This is a genomic window from Kitasatospora sp. NPDC033851 (assembly GCF_055576085.1).
Window position 1 is genome coordinate 206,765 of sequence record NZ_JBVIRL010000008.1, and the last position, 17,033, is coordinate 223,797.

Sequence of the window (17,033 nt, forward strand, 5' to 3'; positions counted from 1 at the left end):
ATATCGGGTATGGTCGCGGCATGACCTTCACCTTCGGCATCTATCCCGGCGGACTGCTCGGTGACGACACCGGCGTGCTCGCTCCCGTCCGCCCCGACGACCCGGCGCTGATCACTGCGGCGCTGCGCGAACTCCAGGGCGACGCACCAGAGTTCCTGGTCCGCGCCTACCGCTCGTACGCGGACTCGGCGCACGCCCCCGATCGGCCCGAGCAGTACGCCGTGGACGGCCGGAGGCTCGACCTGGTGCTCCAGTACCGTGACCGCAGCGGGGAATTGGCGGGCTGGCTGGACTTCGTCCGGAGCACGGTCCGGGCCGAGGGCCACCGCGTCGCCCTGCTCCAGATCTGCGAGGAGCCCAACCTCGACCTGCCGCCCGTGGACGGCAGCATCCCGAACGTCCGCCGGGCGCTGGTGGCCGGCGTGGTCGCGGCCAAGGAGGAGGCGTTGGCCCGCGGTTACGACCACCTGGCCGTCGGCTTCAACGCGGTGCCGTCCTTCGATCCCGCGGACACCTTCTGGCCCGAGCTCGGAAAGCTCGCCGACGAGCGCTTCCACCGCGCCCTGGACTACGTCGGCCTGGACTTCTACCCGGACGTCTTCGGGCCCGTCCCGCCCGGCGGACTCGCCGACGCGGTACGGGCGGTGGTCACCGGATTCCGTCGCGACTTGCTGCCCAGGGCCGGTATCGGGTCCGCCGTACCGGTGCGGATCTGCGAGAACGGGTGGCCCACCGGCCCCGGGCGGAGCGAGGCGCGGCAGGCCGAGGTGGTCGAGGAGCTGGTCCGGACGGTCGCCGGGCTGGCCGCCGAACTCACCGTCACCGGTTACGCGTTCTTCGCCCTGCGGGACGCCGACAGCGCGGGTGCGGGGCTGTTCCACCACTTCGGCCTGCTGCGCGACGACTACTCGCGCAAGCCGGCCTTCGACACCTACCGGAAGCTGGTGGCCGAACTGACCGGCTGAAAAGGCTAGTTCGCCTCGAAGAAGCGGTCCACCGTGCGGCGCCGGGCGGCGACGGCGTGCACCGGCTCGCCGATCACCCGCCCGGCCAGGGCGACGGCCAGTTCGCCGACGTCCCGGCGGAGCCGGTCGGTGGCCGCGGCCCGGTCGGCGGCGATCCGCGGGTGGGCGGTGGCGAGCAGTTCGTCCCGGTCGCGGAGGCCCTCCGCGCGGGCCGCGGCGATCGCCGCCGCGCCGCGCTCGGCGTAGTCCTCCCGGATCCGGGCTGCCTCGTGCCGGGCCTCGGCCAGTTCCCGCAGGTGGGCGTCCCGGACGGCCGCGGCCTCGGCGTGCAGGGTCTCGGCGCGTCCCGTCCGGCTTTCGGTGATCTCCCGACGCTCGGCCTGCACCCGCTCGATGCGGGGGAGCAGGTGCCGGCCGAGTATCCACAGGATCAGGAAGAACTGAGCCAGGCCGAGGAGCACGACCGGTTCGGGCTTGAGTTCGAGGTTCACGCGACCCCCCTGAGTCCGACGTTCCGTCAATCAGGGGTCTCCCCGGGGCCGATCGCGCTGGAACTCCACCCGGACATGACGTCCGTCACGGTGCCGATGCCCCGAACGGCATTGCCCTGTCCGGAACTTGACGATCAGTCCGGTGGTTCGGAAGCCGCTCGGGTACGCCGGGTCGACCGCTACGTCACCTCGCCCCGGCGGGAGAAGCGCTCTGCCCGCCACTCGCCGCTCTCCAGTACCTCCGCCAGCTGGCGGGCGGCGTCCCAGACCTCGGTGTACGAGAGGTAGAGCGGGGTGAAGCCGAAGCGCATCAGGTCCGGCGCGCGGAAGTCGCCGATCACCCCGCGCTCGATCAGCGCCTGCACCACCGGGTAGCCGTCGGCGTGCCGCAGGGCGACCTGGCTGCCGCGCCGGGCGTGCTCGCGCGGGGTCACCACCTCGATCCCGTCCAGGCCCTCGGTCAGTGAGATGAACAGATCGGTCAGCGCCAGGCTCTTCGCCCGAACCGCCGCGAGGTCGGCCCGCTCCCAGATGTCCAGGGAGGCTTCGAGGGCCGCCTGGCCGAGCAGCGAGGGCGAGCTGGTCAGGAAACGGCCGATGCCCGGTTTGGGGTCGTACCCGGGCTCGAAGGCGAACGGGCGGGCGTGTCCGAACCAGCCGCTCAGCGGCTGCAGCGGACCGGCCGCCAGGTGCCGCTCGGCGACGTACAGGAAGGCCGGCGAACCGGGGCCGCCGTTCAGGTACTTGTAGGTGCAGCCGATCGCGAAGTCCACGTTCGCGGCGCCGAGTTCGACCGGCAGCGCGCCCACCGCGTGGCACACGTCCCAGATCATCAGTGCGCCCGCGGCCTGCACCCGGGCGGTGATCCCGGGCATGTCCAGCAGCTCGCCGGTGCGGTAGTCGACGTGCGACAGGACGACCGCGGCGACGTCCCCGTCCAGGTGCCGGTCCAGGTCCTCCGGCCGGATCAGCACGCTGCGCGCGCCGTCGACCAGGCCGGTCACGCCCTCGGCGATGTACAGGTCGGTCGGGAAGGCCTCGGCGTCGCCGAGCACCGTGCCCCGGCCCGGGCGCAGCCGCAGCGCGGCCGACAGCACCTTGAACAGGTTCACCGAGGTGGTGTCGCAGACGACCACCTCCGCCGGATCGGCCCCGATCAGCGGCGCGATCCGCCGGCCCAGCCGGTACGGCTGCTCGAACCAGCCGGCGTCGTTCCAGCTGCGGATCAGCTCCCGGCCCCACTCCTCCTCGACGACCTGGCGCACCCGCTCGGGCGTGCGCACGGGCAGTGCGCCCAGCGAGTTGCCGTCCAGGTAGATCACCCCGTCCGGCAGGGCGAACTCCTTGCGGAACGCCGCCAGCGGGTCGACGGCGTCCAGCGCCGCGCAGTCCTCGCGCGTGGTCATGCCCATTCCCTCGTTCCCCTCGCTCACTGCTCTTCCCGTCACTGCTCTTCCCGTCACTGCACTTCCCGTCACTTCTCGCGCCGTGACGGACCGTCCCGTCACAGCTCGTTCCGGATCGTCCACAGCTCCGGGAACACGTCCTGCTCGGCCGACTTGCGCAGCCAGGTCAGCCCGCTCGAGCCGCCCGAGCCGGGCTTGCCGCCCATGGTCCGCTTCACCGCCGAGAGGTGCCGCTGGCGCCAGCGGGTGACCCGCTCGGCGACGTCCAGCAGGGCCTCGCCGAGCGGCTGCAGCGCGGCGAACTCCGGCTCGGTGTACACCCGGCGCCAGGCCGCCGCGACCTCCTCGGACGGGTGGTAGCGCTGCTCGGACGACTCCGGGTGCAGCTCCAGGCCGCGCCGCGCCAGCAGCGCCAGCACCTCGTCGTACAGGCCGGGGGAGCGCAGCGCCTCGACCAGCTCGTCCTGGGTGTGCGGCATGCCGTCGTACATCTTCAGCAGCGCGGCGTTCTTGTTGCCGAGCAGGAACTCCAGGTGCAGGAAGGCCGCGGACTGGAAGCCGGAGGCCTCGCCGAACAGCGAGCGGAAGGAGTTGAACTCGTGCGGCGTCATGGTGGCCAGCAGGTCCCAGGAGTCCACCAGCACGTTCTGTGCGTGGGTGCCCCGGCGCAGCGCCGCGAGCGCGGTGGGGAGGTCGTCCTCGCGCAGTGCCTGCCGGGCGATCGTCCACTCGTGCCGCAGCAGGTCGAAGAGCAGCTCCATCACCTGGGTGGTGACGATGAACGACAGCTCGGCGGGTTCCTTGCTGCGCGGGTGCTGCAGGCTGTGCAGCTCGTCCAGGCGGGCGTACTGGGCGTACGGGGTGCTCCGAACCGGCGCCCCGCCCCGACCGAACGACAGGTTGGGTGTCTCCACCGTGTCGTGCCCCATCCCGATGCCTCCTGCTCCGTCCGGGCCACGTCGCCCGCTCCCGTGAACCAGACGGACTGCCTGGTTCCACCGGGATGCCCATTGTGCGGCGGTGGTGGCTCCCGCTTGAATGGTCGACGGACACCGCAACCGCCGTTGCAGCTGTCATTCGCGAGGCGTTCAGCCGATTCGCTTTACGAATGAAATTCCCTTGATCCCGACCACTGATCCCGACCACCCGGGGAGCCGCCATGGACGCCGTCGACCGCCGCCTGCTGGCCGAGCTGCAGGCCGATGCCCGGCTCTCGTACAACGAACTCTCCCGCCGGGTGAGCCTGTCCGCACCCGCGGTGGCCGAACGGGTCCGCCGCCTGGAGTCCGAGGGGGTGATCAGCGGCTACCACGCCCATGTGGACCCGACCCGGGCCGGGCTGCCGATCACCGCCCTGGTGCAGATCCAGTGCTACGGCCCGCGCTGCGTACTGCGCGACCCCGACGTGCCGACCTGGCCGGAGGTGCTCCAACTGCACCGGGTCACCGGCGGGGCCTGCTGCGTGCTGCTGGTCGCGGTGCCGACGATGGCCGAGTTCGAGGCGCTCTGCGACCGGCTCGGCGGCTACGGCCAGCCGTCCAGCTCGATGATCCTCTCCAGCCCGGTGCCGTGGCGGCCGCTGGCGCCGCGCTGACCGGGAGCGCGGGCCCGGAGCACGGGCCGCAAGCGCCGGCTGGGAGCGCGGGCCGGGAGCGCAGGCCGAGGCCGTTGGCCTTGACGTGGACGTCAAGGAGTAGGTTCCCCCGCATGTCGAACGAGCGCCACATCCTGCTGCTGCCGGGGAGCCTGCGGGCCGGGTCCACCAACGAGACCGTGCTGCGCACCGCGGCTGCCGTGGCCGCCGCCGCCCCGGGCCTGCGGACCACGTACTACGCCGGGCTGGCCGGGCTGCCGCACTTCAACCCGGACCACGACACCGACCCGCTGCCGGAGCCGGTGGTCGCGCTGCGGGCCGCGATCGAGGCGGCCGACGCGCTGCTGGTCTGCACGCCCGAGTACGCGGGGACGCTCCCGGGCTCCTTCAAGAACCTCCTGGACTGGACGGTCGGCGGGGTCGAGATCTCGGACAAGCCCACCGCCTGGATCAACGCCGCCGGACCGGGCCGCGGCAGCGGCGCCGAGGCCACCCTGCGCACCGTCCTCGGCTACACCGGCGCGGCCGTGGTGGACGAGGCCTGCGTCCGGATCCCGCTGGAGCGCGGGGCGGTCGGCCCGGACGGGCTGATCGCCGACCCGCTGGTGCGCGAGCGGATCGGCGAGGTGCTGGCGAGGCTGGCCGCGGCCTGACCCGATGCCCGGCCCTGTGTGGGTCCGGGCTCAACGCGCCTCGGGCAGGTGCACCCCGAGCCCGGACAGGCCCTCCAGGAAGAGCTCCACGCCGACCGCCGCCAGCAGCAGCCCGAGCAGCCGGGAGAGCACCTCCAGCGAGGTCCGGTGGGAGCGCTGCAGCAGCGGCGCGAGCAGGGCCACGCAGACGTAGTTGATCATGGTGACGGCCACGTACGCCCCGGCGACGGCGGTCTTCCAGCCCCAGTCGTCGTGGTTGAGCGAGGCGACCAGGACGGCGGTCACCGCGAGCGGGCTGGCGATGTACGGCAGGAGCAGCTCGCGGATGCCGTCCACCAGCGGGTTCGGCAGGTGATCGCCTTCCTCGCCGTCGCCGCCGAGGTGGACGCCGAAGACCAGCGCGACCGCGTAGATGAAGAAGATCAGCCCGCCCGCGAGCTGCAGCGACTGGTCGCTGATGTGGAACAGGGTGCTGACCTCGTCCGCCGTGAATCCGAGCACCAGGCCGATCACCGCCGAGATGACCGTGCTCCACGCCGCCAGCCGCCGCAGCTCCCGGGTGCTGCGGGTGGTGGCCAGCCGGGCGAAGGACAGCAGGGTCTTCGGCGGGCCGACCACGGCGAAGAAGGTGATGAACGCGCTGCTCAGGTTGAAGACGAACATGCGCCCAGCATGACCGTGGCGTCCGGGGCGGCCGGTCCGCCACGCCCCGCGACCGGGCGTGGCGTGGGTCTCCCCGGCCGGCGGTCCATTCCCTGTCCGCGGTTCATTCCCGGTCGGCGGTGAATTCGCCCGGATGGCGGCCCCAGCTCGAACGCGTGGGCGCTCTCGGTTGCTATGGAGGCAGGACCGCCATGCCGGCGGGTCCCGCCGGGACGACCACCGGCCGGGACCACTCCGCCGCGGAATCGAGGATGCGACATGTGCCTGAACCGTAAGGACCTGGGCCTGCTGGCCCTGCGCAGCGCGGTCGGCGGGGTGCTGATCGCGCACGGCACCCAGAAGCTGTTCGGCTGGTTCGGGGGTGGCGGCCTGGAGGGCACCACCCAGGCGATGGACCACATGGGCTTCCATCCGGCTCGGGAGAGCGCGATCGCGGCCGGCCTCGGCGAGGCGGGCGGCGGGGCGCTGCTGGTGGCCGGACTGGCCACGCCGGCGGCCGGCGCGGTGGTGGCCGGGACGATGGCGGGCGCGGTGGCGGTGCACGCCCCGGCCGGCTTCTTCGCCATGTCCGGCGGCTACGAGTACCCGGCCTTCCTCGGCGCGACCGGGCTGGCGATCGGCCTGTCCGGCGCCGGGCGGTACTCGCTGGACCACCTGACCGGGCACGTCTTCGACCGGCCCGGGGTCGGCGTGCTGTCCTTCGTGGCGAGCGCGGCCGGCGCGTACGGCGTGGTGGCGCGGCGCCGGCACGTGGTGCGGCTGCGCGAGGAGCGGGCCGCGGTGGAGGCGGACGAGCAGGAGGGCTCCGGGCTGTCCTGACGGGCCGCGCGGCCCGTCCGGTGCTCCACGCGCGGTCACCCGGAGGCAGCAGCCCTGCTGGCGGCTGCCTCCGGGCCCTCGGATGGTGGGCGGGGAGGCGTGCCGGGCAGCCCGGCGCCGACCGGAACCGGACGGTGACCGGAACCGACCGGAACCGGCAGACCGGAACCGGCCCACCGGAAACGAGGGACCGCATGGACCGCATCGATCGCATCGACCACCTGGACCACCTGGGCCGCCGGCCGCTCACCCGGGCCGCCTCCCCGAGCCCGAGGGTCACCGTGCAGGACCTGGATGCTCCCCCGCTGCGCCGTCAACGGCTGGCGGTGGCCGGGATGTTGGCCGCCGCCGTGCTCGGTGCGGCGGCGTTGGCGGGCTGCTCCTCGAGCAAGAGCGCGAGCAGTGTGGCCTCCGAGGCGGCGTCCGCGGTGGAGAAGGGCGCGAGCGCCGCCGCCTCCGCCGCCTCGGCGCTGGCCTCGGCGGCCGGCGGGGCCGGCGCGGTGATCGCCTCGGCGGAGGCGCAGGCCTCGGCGGCGGTGTCGGCCGCCTCCTCGGCGGTGGCCGGGATCAAGGGCGGGCTGGACGCCAAGGCGGACGTGACCGCCGGGGAGGTGACCACCGGCTCGGACGGCAAGGCGCAGGTGCAGCTGACCGTCACCAACCACGGCCAGCAGTCGTACCGGTACGTGATCCAGCTGAACTTCACCGACGGGTCCGGCAAGGTGCTCGACGCGACCGCGGTGACCGTCCAGGAGGTGGCCGCCGGGCAGAGCGCCCAGGCCACCGGGCGCAGCAACCGGGACCTCTCCGGCACGGTCAAGGCCGAGGTGGCCAACGCCGTCCGGTACTGACGCCCGGTAGTGACGCCTGGTAATGGCGCCTGGCGCTGACGCTCGGCTCGGCGCGCGGGCGGTGGAACCTTAAGCGGGACTCAAGGCCCAACGGGACCCCTTGACGGGCGAGTTGGTCTAGTCCATTTTTATTGCCCAGGTGCAGGGAGCCCCTGAACCGGCGCCGACGGCCTTGTGCCGTCGGCGCCGGTTCGGCGCATCCCGGCGTCCGTCATGGCCTGATCCCGCACGATTCCCCACCCATTCCTGTCATGTCCCGGTCGTCCGGCCCCACCCCGGACGCGCGCCCCCGGCGCGGCGGGAACCCCCACAACCAGGAGTCACGCACCCATGCTGCGCTCACACATCGAAAGGGCCGGGACCCCGGCTCCGCAGGGCGGTCGCCGACGCCGCCCGAAGAGCCTGGCCGCCATCGCGGCCGGCACCACCGCCTCCCTCCTGCTCGGCGCGGGCCTCGCGCTGTCCGGCGGCGGCGCGGCCAACGCCGCGACCACCAACAGCAGCGGCGCGCCCGCCACCAGCGGCGGCATCAAGGTCGCCTACTTCGACCAGTGGTCGATCTACGCGAACGGCTACTACCCCAAGACGATCCAGGACACCGGCGTGGCCGGGAAGCTGGACTACCTGATCTACGACTTCGCCAACATCCACCCGAGCGACCTCGGGTGTTTCGAGGCCACCAAGGCCGCCGACACGAACGACAACAACCCCAACGCGGGCGACGGTGCGGGCGACGCGTTCGCCGACTACCAGAAGAGCTTCGGCGCGGACATCTCGGTCGACGGCGTCGGTGACGTCTGGAACCAGCCGATCGCCGGCAACTTCAACCAGCTGAAGAAGCTGAAGGCGAAGAACCCCAACCTCAAGATCCTGATCTCGCTGGGCGGTTGGACCTACTCCAAGTACTTCTCGTCGGCGGCCGCCACGGACGCCTCGCGCAAGCACCTGGTGTCGTCCTGCCTCGACATGTTCGTCAAGGGCAACCTCCCGACCGACGCCGGCTACGGCGGCGCGGGCTCGGCGGCCGGCATCTTCGACGGCGTCGACATCGACTGGGAGTACCCGGGCGGCGGCGGTCACGCCGGCAACATCTCCAGCCCGGCCGACAAGCAGAACTTCACGGCGCTGCTGAAGGAGTTCCGCACCCAGCTGGACGCGCAGGGCAAGGCCGACGGCAAGACCTACGCCCTGTCGGCGGCGGTCGGCGCCGGCCAGGACAAGATCATGAACGTCGAGACCGACAAGATCGGTCAGTACCTGACCTTCCTCGACGTCATGACCTACGACATGCACGGCGGTTGGGACCCGCAGGGTCCGACCAACCACCAGGCGCCGCTCTACTCCGGCCCGAACGACCCGTCGACCCCGGCCAAGCCGGGCAACGGCAAGTACTCGATCGACAACGCCATCAAGGCGTGGACGGTCGGCGACGCGCAGTACGGCATCCCCGGCGGCTTCCCGGCCAACAAGATCAACATGGGTGTGCCGTTCTACTACCGGGGCTGGACCGGCGTCCAGAACAACGGCAAGAACGGCCTCTTCCAGCCCGCCACCAGCCCGGCGGCCGGTGCGGCGATGTCCGGCAACGTCCCCGGCATCCAGATGTTCAAGGAGCTCGCGGGCTTCGTCGACAACCCGTCCAAGACCTTCTGGGACGACGACGCCAAGTCCACGTACTTCTACGACGGCACCACCTTCTGGAGCGGTGAGGACGCCCGGTCGATCCAGGCCAAGATCGACTACGCGCACTGCAGCGGCCTCGGCGGCTCCTTCGCCTTCTCGCTGTACGACCTGGGCACCAAGACCGCCCTGTTCGACAAGATGGTGAGCGCCACCAACGGCTCCGCCGCCGGCTGCCCGGCCCCGCCGACCGGCACGCCGACCCCGACCCAGACGCCGACCCCGACCGGCACCCCCACCGGCACGCCGACGGGCACCCCCACCGGCACCCCGACCCCGCCGGCCACCTGCGCGGCCGCCCCGAGCTGGGACCCGAACGCCACCTACGCGGCCGGCGGCACCAAGGTCTCGTGGAAGGGCCACTACTACACCAACAAGTGGTGGACCAAGGGCGAGGACCCGAGCCTGAGCGGCCAGTGGGGCGTCTGGGCCGACAACGGCCCCTGCTGACACACGCACGCACGCACCACCGAGCGGGCGAGGGGCCTGACGGACCCTCGCGGCGAACGCGGGCGGCCCCGGACGAGCATGAACTCGTCCGGGGCCGCCCGTCGTGTCCGGCCGCTCAGATCTTGGCGTAGGTGACCGTGATCGTGGTCGACGAGCCGGTGATCAGCAGGTTGTTCTCGCCCTTCTCGGCGAGGCCCGAACCGTCGCCCGTGGAGGTCACCTCGAAGCCGGCCGCCTCGAGCGCCGAATGCCAACGAAAATCCGCCGGCCCGGCCCTCTCGTCCGGCGGCCCTCTCACCCGCCGGCCCCCTTGCCCGCTAGCCCAGGTCGGCGGTGCGGCCGAGGGCGTCCGGCTGGCTCTCCTCGATCCGGCGCAGCATCCGGGCCAGCAGGCCGGAGAGCGCGGTGCGCTCCTCGCCCACGACGTCCTGGAGCAGCTCCTCCTCGAACACCGCCGCCATCCGCATCGACTCCAGCCACTTGTCGCGGCCGGTCTCGGTCAGCTCGATGATCACCCGCACCCGGTTGGACTCGTCCCGCTCCCGGGTGACCAGGCCGTCGGCGACCATCCGGTCGATCCGGTGCGTCATCGCCGCCGGGGTGAGCCCGAGCCGCTTGGCCAGCTCGCCCGGTCCCAGCCGGTACGGGCTGCCGGAGACCACCAGGGCCTTGAGCACCTCCCACTCCGCGGAGGTGATTCCGAGCACAGTCAGCTGCCGGTCGTACGCCACGCCCATCCGCCGGGAGACCCGGTTGAGGGTCTGCACGATGGTCTCCACCTGGGGGTCCACGGTGGGGAATTCCCGCTGGTAGAGGGCGACCTGCTCGGCGATGCCGAACTCCAGGGGGGTGGCCGGGGCGGGCTTGTCGGCAGCCGGCGCCGGCTTGTCCGTAGTCATGCGGACCAGTGTCGCACGAGCGTGCACTCCTTAAGCCTTTGACTCCGCAGCCTTCTGGTGCTAAGACTTTATCTCGTCAAACTTTAGCTCTGAAATCTTCTGGACTTAAGAGTATCCAGTTGAAGCCAGGAAGGGATGTGCACGGTGGTCGGCACGGTGAAGCAGCAGAGGCAGCAGCGAGGCGGGGCGGGCGGCCCGCTGCGCCGCGTCCAGATCGGCAACGCGCTCAGTGCGTTCGGCAGCGGATTCACGATGCCCTACATGTTCGTGTACGTGGACCAGGTGCGCGGGCTGGGCTCGCTGGCGGCCGGGATGGTGTTCACCGTCTTCGCGCTGGCGGCCCTCGCCGTCCTGCCGTTCACCGGGCGCGGCATCGACAGGTACGGCCCCCGTCCGGTGCTGCTGGCCGGTACGGCCCTCGCCGCCACCGGCGCGTTCGCCTTCGGCCACGCCACCGGCACCCCGGCCCTGCTGGTCTCCTCCTTCCTGTTCGGCGCGGGTGTCACCACCTGCCAGCCGGCGCTCGCCACGATGATCGTCCGCTGCTCGACGCCGGCGACGCGCTCGCACGCCTTCGCGCTGCAGTTCACCCTGGTCAACCTGGGCATGGGCATCGGCGCGCTGGTCGGCGGGCAGATCGTGAACGTGGCCGACCCGGCCAGCCTCACCCGGCTGTTCACCATCGAGGCGGTGACGTTCCTCGGCCTGGCCCTGGTCACCGGCACCGCCCGGATGCCGCGGATCCAGCTGACCGCCGTCCACGGGAAGAACGACGGCCCGACCGGCCTGCGCGCGCTGGTCGCCGACAAGGCGATGCTGCGGCTCTGCGTGCTCGCCGGGCTGATCTTCTTCACCTGCTACGGCCAGTTCGAGTCCGGCGTCGCGGCCTTCGCCACCGACACCGTCGGCACCGCGCCCTCCACGCTGGGCTTCGCGATCGGCGCCAACGCGCTGACCATCGTGGTGCTGCAGATGTTCATGGTGCGGATCACCGCGCGCCGCCGCCGCACCACCGCGATGGCCGCGGCCGGCCTGGTCTGGCTCGGTGCCTGGGCGATGGCCCTGGTGGCCGGTCTGATCCGGACCGAGACCATGGCCGCCACGGTCGCCATCGTCTCGATCTACGCCCTCTTCGGCGTCGGCGAGTCGCTGCTCGCGCCCACCATGGGCCCGATCGTGGCCGACCTCGCCCCGGCCCGGCTGCTGGGCACCTACAACGCCGGGTACTCCCTGGTGAAGCAGATCGCGATCGCGGTCGGCCCGGCCGTCGGCGTGCTGCTGGTCGGCTCCGGCACCTGGCCGCTCTACCTGGCGGCGATGGCGGGTTCGACGCTGCTGATCGTGGCCCTGGCGCTGCGGCTGCGCCCGTACCTCACGCCGGAGCAGGACAACGCCGCCCCGGCCGTGGTCCGCACCGTCCCGGTCCGGGAGCTGCAGACCGCCGCGTAGCGGAAGGGCGCGCACGAGCGTTCGAAACGGGCGCCGACCAGGTCACCTGGTCGGCGCCCGTCGCGCTTGGCTTCGCGACCACCGCCACATAGTGTCAGTGGCTGTTGACCGCCCGGATCCGGCCACTGCGCCGGGGTCCGGGCAGAGCAGACAGGCGAATCGGCGAGGCTATGACGCAAGCGGCGCTCACGCACCCCCCGGCGGCCCCGGCCCCAGCCGCCCCAGCACCGGCCCCGCGCGGGGGCCTGGTCCGCTGGGCGGCCGACCGCTCCGGCTGGCTCGGGCCGATCGCTGTCGCGCTCTTCGCCGGCCTGCTGCGGTTCTGGCACCTCGGCTACCCCAACTCCTTCGTCTTCGACGAGACGTACTACCCCAAGGACGCCTGGTCGCTGCTCCGACAGGGCTACGAGGGCACCTGGCCCGACCACGCCAACGCCGACATCCTGGCCGTCCCGCAGTCCATCCCGCTCGGCTCCGCGCCCGAGTTCATCGCACACCCTCCGCTCGGCAAATGGGTGATGGCGATCGGCGAGCAGCTGTTCGGTCTGCACCCCTTCGGCTGGCGGTTCATGACCGCCCTGCTCGGCACCGTCACCGTGCTGATGCTCGCCCGGATCGGCCGCCGCCTCTTCGGCTCCACGCTGGTCGGCTGCACCGCCGCGCTGCTGATGTCGGTGGACGGCCTGCAACTGGTGATGAGCCGGGTCGGCCTGCTCGACGGCATCCAGATGTTCTTCGTGCTCGCCTCCTTCGGCAGCCTGCTGATCGACCGCGACCACGCCCGCGCCCGGCTGGCGGCGGCCTCCGACGGCGACCTGGTGCGGCTCGGGTGGCGCCCCTGGCGGATCGCCGCCGGGGTGTTCGTCGGCGCCGCCTGCGCGGTCAAGTGGAACGGCGCCCCGATCCTCGCCGCCTTCGGCGTCCTGACCGTCCTGTGGGACCAGTCCGGCCGCCGCGGGGCGGGAGCCCGCCACCCCTGGCGCTCCATGCTCCGCCGGGACTCCGGACCCGCCGTCCTCGCCATGGTCGGCTCCGCCCTGGTGGTCTACGTCGGCGCCTGGGGCGGCTGGCTGGCGAGCGGAGGCAACGGCGAGGGCGGGTACGACCGGCACTGGGCCGACGGCCGCGCCGGGCTCTCCCCGGACAGCTTCCTCGGCATCCCGCTGCCGCAGGTGTCGATGAGCTGGGTGCCCGCGCCCCTGCGCAGCCTGTGGCACTACCACTCGCAGATGTACGACTTCAACACCGGCCTGAGCACCCCGCACACCTACCAGTCCAACCCCTTCGCCTGGCTGGTCGACGGCCGTCCGGTCTCCATGTACTGGGAGCAGGTCCCGAACGGCACCCGCGGCTGCACCTCCTCCGGCGGCTGCGCGGCGCAGATCCTGGGCCTGGGCACGCCGTTCCTGTGGTGGGCGGCCTGCCTCGCGCTGGTCTACCTGCTGTGGCGCTGGTTCTTCCGGCGGGACTGGCGCTCGGGCGCGGTGCTGTGCGCGGTCGCCGGGATCTACCTGCCCTGGTTCCGGTACCAGGAGCGGACGATCTTCTCCTTCTACATGGTCGTGCTGGTGCCGTTCCTGTGCCTGGCCGTCGCCCAGATGCTCGGCGCGATCCTCGGCCCGGCCGGCTGCAGCCGCGAGCGCCGCCGGATCGGCGCGATCGGGGCCGGGGCGGTCGTGCTGGCGATCGTCGGCTGCTTCGCCTTCTTCTACCCGCTGTACACGGCGGAGGTGATCCCGATGTCGTCCTGGCAGGACCGGATGTGGTTCACCAGCTGGATCTGATGCCCCTTGCGGCGTCCGGCGGCGAGCCGGATGGTTCGGGCCTCGCGGCGTCCGGCGGCCAGCTGCTGCCGGTCACCCCGGTGCTCGGGGTGGTCACCGCCGTCCTGCTGCTGGCCGCCGTCGCGGTGGCCGGGCGGGGGCTGCTCGGCCACGGGCACGCGGTGCTGCGGGCCGGGCTGCGGGCGGTGGTGCAGCTGGCGGCCGTCGCCGTGGTGATCACCTGGGTGGTCGGCTCGCTCTGGTGGTCGGCGCTGTTCGTGCTGCTGATGTTCACGGTCGCGGTGCGCACCGCCGGGCGACGGATGACCCCCGGGCCGGACTGGGTCTGGGCGGCCGCCCCGATCGGGGCCGGGGTGCTGCCGGTGCTCGCCCTGCTGCTGGGCGTCGGGCTGCTGCCGGCCAAGGGCCTGTCCGTCATCCCGGTCGCGGGCATCCTGATCGGCGGCGCGCTCACCGCGACCTCGCTGGCCGGGCGGCGCGCCCTGGACGAGCTGCGGCAGCGGCGCGGCGAGGTGGAGGCGGCACTGGCGCTCGGCTTCGAGGAGCGCGAGGCGCGGCTGGAGATCTGTCGTACGGCCGCGGCGACCTCGCTCGTCCCGGCGCTGGACCAGACCCGCACGGTCGGCCTGGTCACCCTGCCCGGGGCCTTCGTCGGGATGCTGCTCGGCGGGGCCTCGCCCGCCCAGGCGGGGACGGTGCAGCTGTTCGTCCTGGTCGGGTTGCTGGCGGTGGAGTCGGTGGCGATCGTGGTGGTGCTGGAACTGGTCGGCCGAGGCCTGGTGGCGGTCGGGCCGGTCGACGCCGTCCGGTAGGCTTGGGCGCGTTGAAGGGGAGTAGCCCTCCACCGGACCGTCGACATACTGGCCCCCAGGGGCCCGGCGCCCGGGGCACCGCTCGCAGAGCGTTGCCGGCGAGACCTTCGGCCGCAGTGCTGTGACCATGACCAGTGCTGTCGGGCCGAGGCGTCCCCTGACGGAGCTGCGGAGGCCGGGCAGCCCGACCGAGGAACTCCCTGATGAGTGAGCGAAGCGAACGAGCCATCAAAAGGCGCGTCTGGGCGAATGCCCCTGCCGAGCGCAGCGAGGCGGGCGCATGAGTCTGACCGTTGCCGCGTTGACCTTCGGCATCATCTTCCTGGCCGAACTGCCGGACAAGACCGCGCTGGCCAGTCTGGTGCTCGGCACCAAGTACCGCGCGAGCTACGTCTTCGCGGGCATCGCCGCCGCCTTCGCCCTCCAGGTGGGCATCGCGCTCGTCGCAGGGCACCTGCTGTCGCTGCTGCCGCACCGCTGGGTGGAGGGCGTCACCGGCGCGCTGTTCCTGGCCGGCGCGGCGATGCTGCTGTTCCACGGCGGCGGGGACGAGGACGAGCACGCGGCCAAGGAGCCGTCCTCGGACAGCTTCTGGCGGGTGGCCGGGGCCAGTTTTGTGGTCGTCGCGATCGCCGAGTTCGGCGACCTGACCCAGATCATGACCGCCAACCTGGCCGCCAAGTACGCCGATCCGCTGGCCGTGGGCGTCGGCTCCTGGCTGGCGCTGTGCGCGGTCGGCGGGGTAGCGATCGTGGGCGGGCAGAAGCTGCTCAAGTACGTGCCGATGAAGCTGATCATCCGCGTGGCGGCGGCGATCATGGTGGTGCTGGCGGGCGTCAGCATCTTTGGGGCGATCACCGGCTGACCGGGGCACCCCCGGCGTGACCGACGGGCGGCGTCTGCTGATCGGCAGGCGCCGCCCGTTCGCGTGCCCGGGGCGCGGCAGTCGGGGAGCAGTAGCCAGGTGGCTGGGGGTCAGCAGCCCGGGTCGGCAGTGAGGACGGCCTGGGTCTTCGGGCCGTAGACGTCGTTCTCGCCCTTGATGCGGTTCTCGCGCTGGTAGTCGTTGAGCACCGTTCGGGTCCAGGAGTCGAAGGTGCCGGTGATGATCGACTTGTCGACGTATCCGCACTCGGCGGCGTAGAGGCGCCGCTGCATGTCCATGACGTCGGACCCGCTCATCCCCATCTTCAGCACACGCGCCGTGGGCGTGGGGGTGGGGGTGGGCGTCGGTGTCGGGGTGGGCGTCGGCGTGGGGGTCGGGGTGGGCGTCGGTGTCGGGGTGGGGGTCGGCGTCGGGGTGGCCGTCTTCGTCGGCGTCGGCTTGCGGGTGGGCGTCGCCGACGGGCTCGGCGTCTCGCTGGTCGGCGCCGGCGTGGTCGGCACCGCAGCCGGAGTCGGCTCCACCGGCGCGGGCGCCAGGGTGGTGGTCGGCAGCGGCTGCGCCTGCTTGGCGCCCGGCTCGGCGGAGGGCGTCACCGCGTACGCGACGCCGATGGTGAGCGCCACCAGCGCGGCGCCGATCCCGACGAGCAGCCCCTTGCGCTCGGCCAGCGGGTTCCTGGCGGCCTGCTCGGCCGCCCGGCGTGCGGCCCGGCCGCTGCCGACGGCCTCCGGCTCAGGCCCGGGCTCGGGGGAGGCCGAGGCGTTGTCGAAGGGGAAGAGGCCGATCTCGTTGCCGTGGCCGCCGTGGCCGCCGTGGCCGCCGCTGTTGCCGCCGCCGTTGCCAGTGCCGCTCCCGTACCCGTACCCGGTCCCGGCGGGGGGCCGCGGCGGCCCCGGCGCGTACGCCCCCGGCCCGGAGGGCGGCACCGGCGGCATCACGGTGGTGGCGGAGGCGTCGGCGTCCGGTCCGAGCGGGGGCCGGCCCGGGAGGACGGGCGGCAGCACGGTGGTGGCGTAGGCGTCCGCGTCCGGTCCGAGCGGGGGAGTGACCGGCCCGCCCGGAGCGAACGACTGCCCCGCAGCGAACGGCTGCCCCGGGGCGACCGGCGGCAGCACGGTGGTCGCGAACGGGTCGACGACCGGGGCGTGCGCCGACGACTCCTCGGCCACCTGGTCGGCGGTCTGCGGGACGTACGGGCGGACCAGCGGCGGGCCCTCGAGGTGGGGGAGGACGGCGGTCTCGGTGAGGCTCGGGTCCGGGACGCAGCCGCACCCGGTTGAGCGTGCGGTGCCGCACGTCGGGCAGTGCTGGTCCGGCATCGGCCGGTCCTCCTCGGTTTCGGGGCGTTCTCGGAGCGGTTTCGGCGGCTCCGGGGCGGGGCCCGGGCGCACGATCGCGCCTGATTATGCAGGACGGCCCGGAGGGTGGACAGGGGCGTCCGGCCTCCGGCGGGGGTGTTGTGCCGGTTGGTGCCGGTTGGCTCCTCCGAGAACGCCCCGAAGGCCGCGGAAGTCCCCGGTGCTTACGTTCGGCTCAACCCGGCGGAACAAACCGGGACGAATCTGCCAGCATGGTGAGCTGGGAGTGATCATCCGCACGGGCCCGGCAGCCGGGGCCCGCGACCCTACGGA

16 protein-coding genes are annotated in these 17,033 nt (G+C 72.7%); 10 read left to right on the top strand and 6 right to left on the bottom strand.

Going from position 1 to position 17,033, the window contains the following annotated elements:
- The first annotated feature begins 20 nt into the window (after positions 1-20).
- Positions 21-965, top strand: a complete 945-nt coding sequence (locus ACZ51D_RS18130) for a hypothetical protein (protein WP_465662790.1) — start codon at positions 21-23, stop codon at positions 963-965.
- Between the two features lie 5 nt (positions 966-970).
- Here ACZ51D_RS18130 and ACZ51D_RS18135 read toward each other — a convergent pair whose 3' ends face one another.
- From ACZ51D_RS18135 to ACZ51D_RS18145, 3 genes are all read right to left on the bottom strand, one after another.
- The gene (locus ACZ51D_RS18135; protein ID WP_465623689.1) at positions 971-1,456 is read right to left on the bottom strand and encodes a F0F1 ATP synthase subunit B family protein; all 486 of its coding nucleotides are present in this window, start codon (positions 1,454-1,456) and stop codon (positions 971-973) included.
- 179 nt (positions 1,457-1,635) lie between these two features.
- Positions 1,636-2,862, bottom strand: coding sequence for a kynureninase (gene kynU / locus ACZ51D_RS18140; protein WP_360492845.1), 1,227 nt, complete (start codon positions 2,860-2,862; stop codon positions 1,636-1,638).
- A gap of 98 nt (positions 2,863-2,960) precedes the next feature.
- The gene (locus tag ACZ51D_RS18145; protein WP_465623688.1) at positions 2,961-3,791 is read right to left on the bottom strand and encodes a tryptophan 2,3-dioxygenase; all 831 of its coding nucleotides are present in this window, start codon (positions 3,789-3,791) and stop codon (positions 2,961-2,963) included.
- Between the two features lie 230 nt (positions 3,792-4,021).
- On the opposite strand from ACZ51D_RS18145, the gene ACZ51D_RS18150 reads away from it, so the two are divergent.
- Both ACZ51D_RS18150 and ACZ51D_RS18155 read left to right on the top strand, forming a co-directional pair.
- The gene (locus ACZ51D_RS18150) at positions 4,022-4,456 is read left to right on the top strand and encodes an Lrp/AsnC family transcriptional regulator (protein WP_360492841.1); all 435 of its coding nucleotides are present in this window, start codon (positions 4,022-4,024) and stop codon (positions 4,454-4,456) included.
- A gap of 113 nt (positions 4,457-4,569) precedes the next feature.
- On the top strand, positions 4,570-5,109 hold the full coding sequence (locus tag ACZ51D_RS18155; RefSeq protein ID WP_465623687.1) for an NADPH-dependent FMN reductase: 540 nt from the start codon (positions 4,570-4,572) through the stop codon (positions 5,107-5,109).
- A 30-nt stretch (positions 5,110-5,139) separates the two neighbouring features.
- Here the strand turns inward: ACZ51D_RS18155 and ACZ51D_RS18160 are convergent, their stop codons facing one another.
- Positions 5,140-5,772: a MarC family protein gene (locus ACZ51D_RS18160; protein ID WP_360492835.1), complete on the bottom strand. Its 633-nt coding sequence runs from the start codon at positions 5,770-5,772 to the stop codon at positions 5,140-5,142.
- 258 nt (positions 5,773-6,030) lie between these two features.
- Between ACZ51D_RS18160 and ACZ51D_RS18165 the strand changes: the two genes are divergently transcribed.
- From ACZ51D_RS18165 to ACZ51D_RS18175, 3 genes are all read left to right on the top strand, one after another.
- Complete coding sequence (locus ACZ51D_RS18165; RefSeq protein ID WP_465623686.1) at positions 6,031-6,591, top strand: DoxX family protein; 561 nt, start codon at positions 6,031-6,033, stop codon at positions 6,589-6,591.
- Between the two features lie 194 nt (positions 6,592-6,785).
- The gene (locus ACZ51D_RS18170; RefSeq protein WP_465623685.1) at positions 6,786-7,442 is read left to right on the top strand and encodes a hypothetical protein; all 657 of its coding nucleotides are present in this window, start codon (positions 6,786-6,788) and stop codon (positions 7,440-7,442) included.
- Between the two features lie 330 nt (positions 7,443-7,772).
- A complete protein-coding gene (locus tag ACZ51D_RS18175; protein WP_465662792.1) occupies positions 7,773-9,572 on the top strand; it encodes a glycosyl hydrolase family 18 protein in 1,800 nt (599 codons plus the stop codon).
- Positions 9,573-9,889: 317 nt separating this feature from the next.
- On the opposite strand, the gene ACZ51D_RS18180 is transcribed toward ACZ51D_RS18175, so the two are convergent.
- On the bottom strand, positions 9,890-10,471 hold the full coding sequence (locus ACZ51D_RS18180) for a MarR family winged helix-turn-helix transcriptional regulator (RefSeq protein WP_360492825.1): 582 nt from the start codon (positions 10,469-10,471) through the stop codon (positions 9,890-9,892).
- Positions 10,472-10,627: 156 nt separating this feature from the next.
- Between ACZ51D_RS18180 and ACZ51D_RS18185 the strand changes: the two genes are divergently transcribed.
- The 4 genes from ACZ51D_RS18185 (at position 10,628) to ACZ51D_RS18200 (ending at position 15,381) form a co-directional block, all read left to right on the top strand.
- Positions 10,628-11,920, top strand: coding sequence for an MFS transporter (locus tag ACZ51D_RS18185; protein WP_360492822.1), 1,293 nt, complete (start codon positions 10,628-10,630; stop codon positions 11,918-11,920).
- A 170-nt stretch (positions 11,921-12,090) separates the two neighbouring features.
- Positions 12,091-13,704, top strand: coding sequence for a dolichyl-phosphate-mannose--protein mannosyltransferase (locus tag ACZ51D_RS18190; RefSeq protein ID WP_465623682.1), 1,614 nt, complete (start codon positions 12,091-12,093; stop codon positions 13,702-13,704).
- On the top strand, positions 13,704-14,516 hold the full coding sequence (locus ACZ51D_RS18195; protein ID WP_465623680.1) for an ABC transporter permease: 813 nt from the start codon (positions 13,704-13,706) through the stop codon (positions 14,514-14,516). The genes ACZ51D_RS18190 and ACZ51D_RS18195 overlap by 1 nt, the downstream gene beginning before the upstream one ends.
- A gap of 280 nt (positions 14,517-14,796) precedes the next feature.
- The gene (locus ACZ51D_RS18200; protein WP_465623678.1) at positions 14,797-15,381 is read left to right on the top strand and encodes a TMEM165/GDT1 family protein; all 585 of its coding nucleotides are present in this window, start codon (positions 14,797-14,799) and stop codon (positions 15,379-15,381) included.
- Between the two features lie 110 nt (positions 15,382-15,491).
- On the opposite strand, the gene ACZ51D_RS18205 is transcribed toward ACZ51D_RS18200, so the two are convergent.
- The gene (locus ACZ51D_RS18205; RefSeq protein WP_465623677.1) at positions 15,492-16,721 is read right to left on the bottom strand and encodes a peptidoglycan-binding domain-containing protein; all 1,230 of its coding nucleotides are present in this window, start codon (positions 16,719-16,721) and stop codon (positions 15,492-15,494) included.
- Positions 16,722-17,033 lie beyond the last annotated feature (312 nt).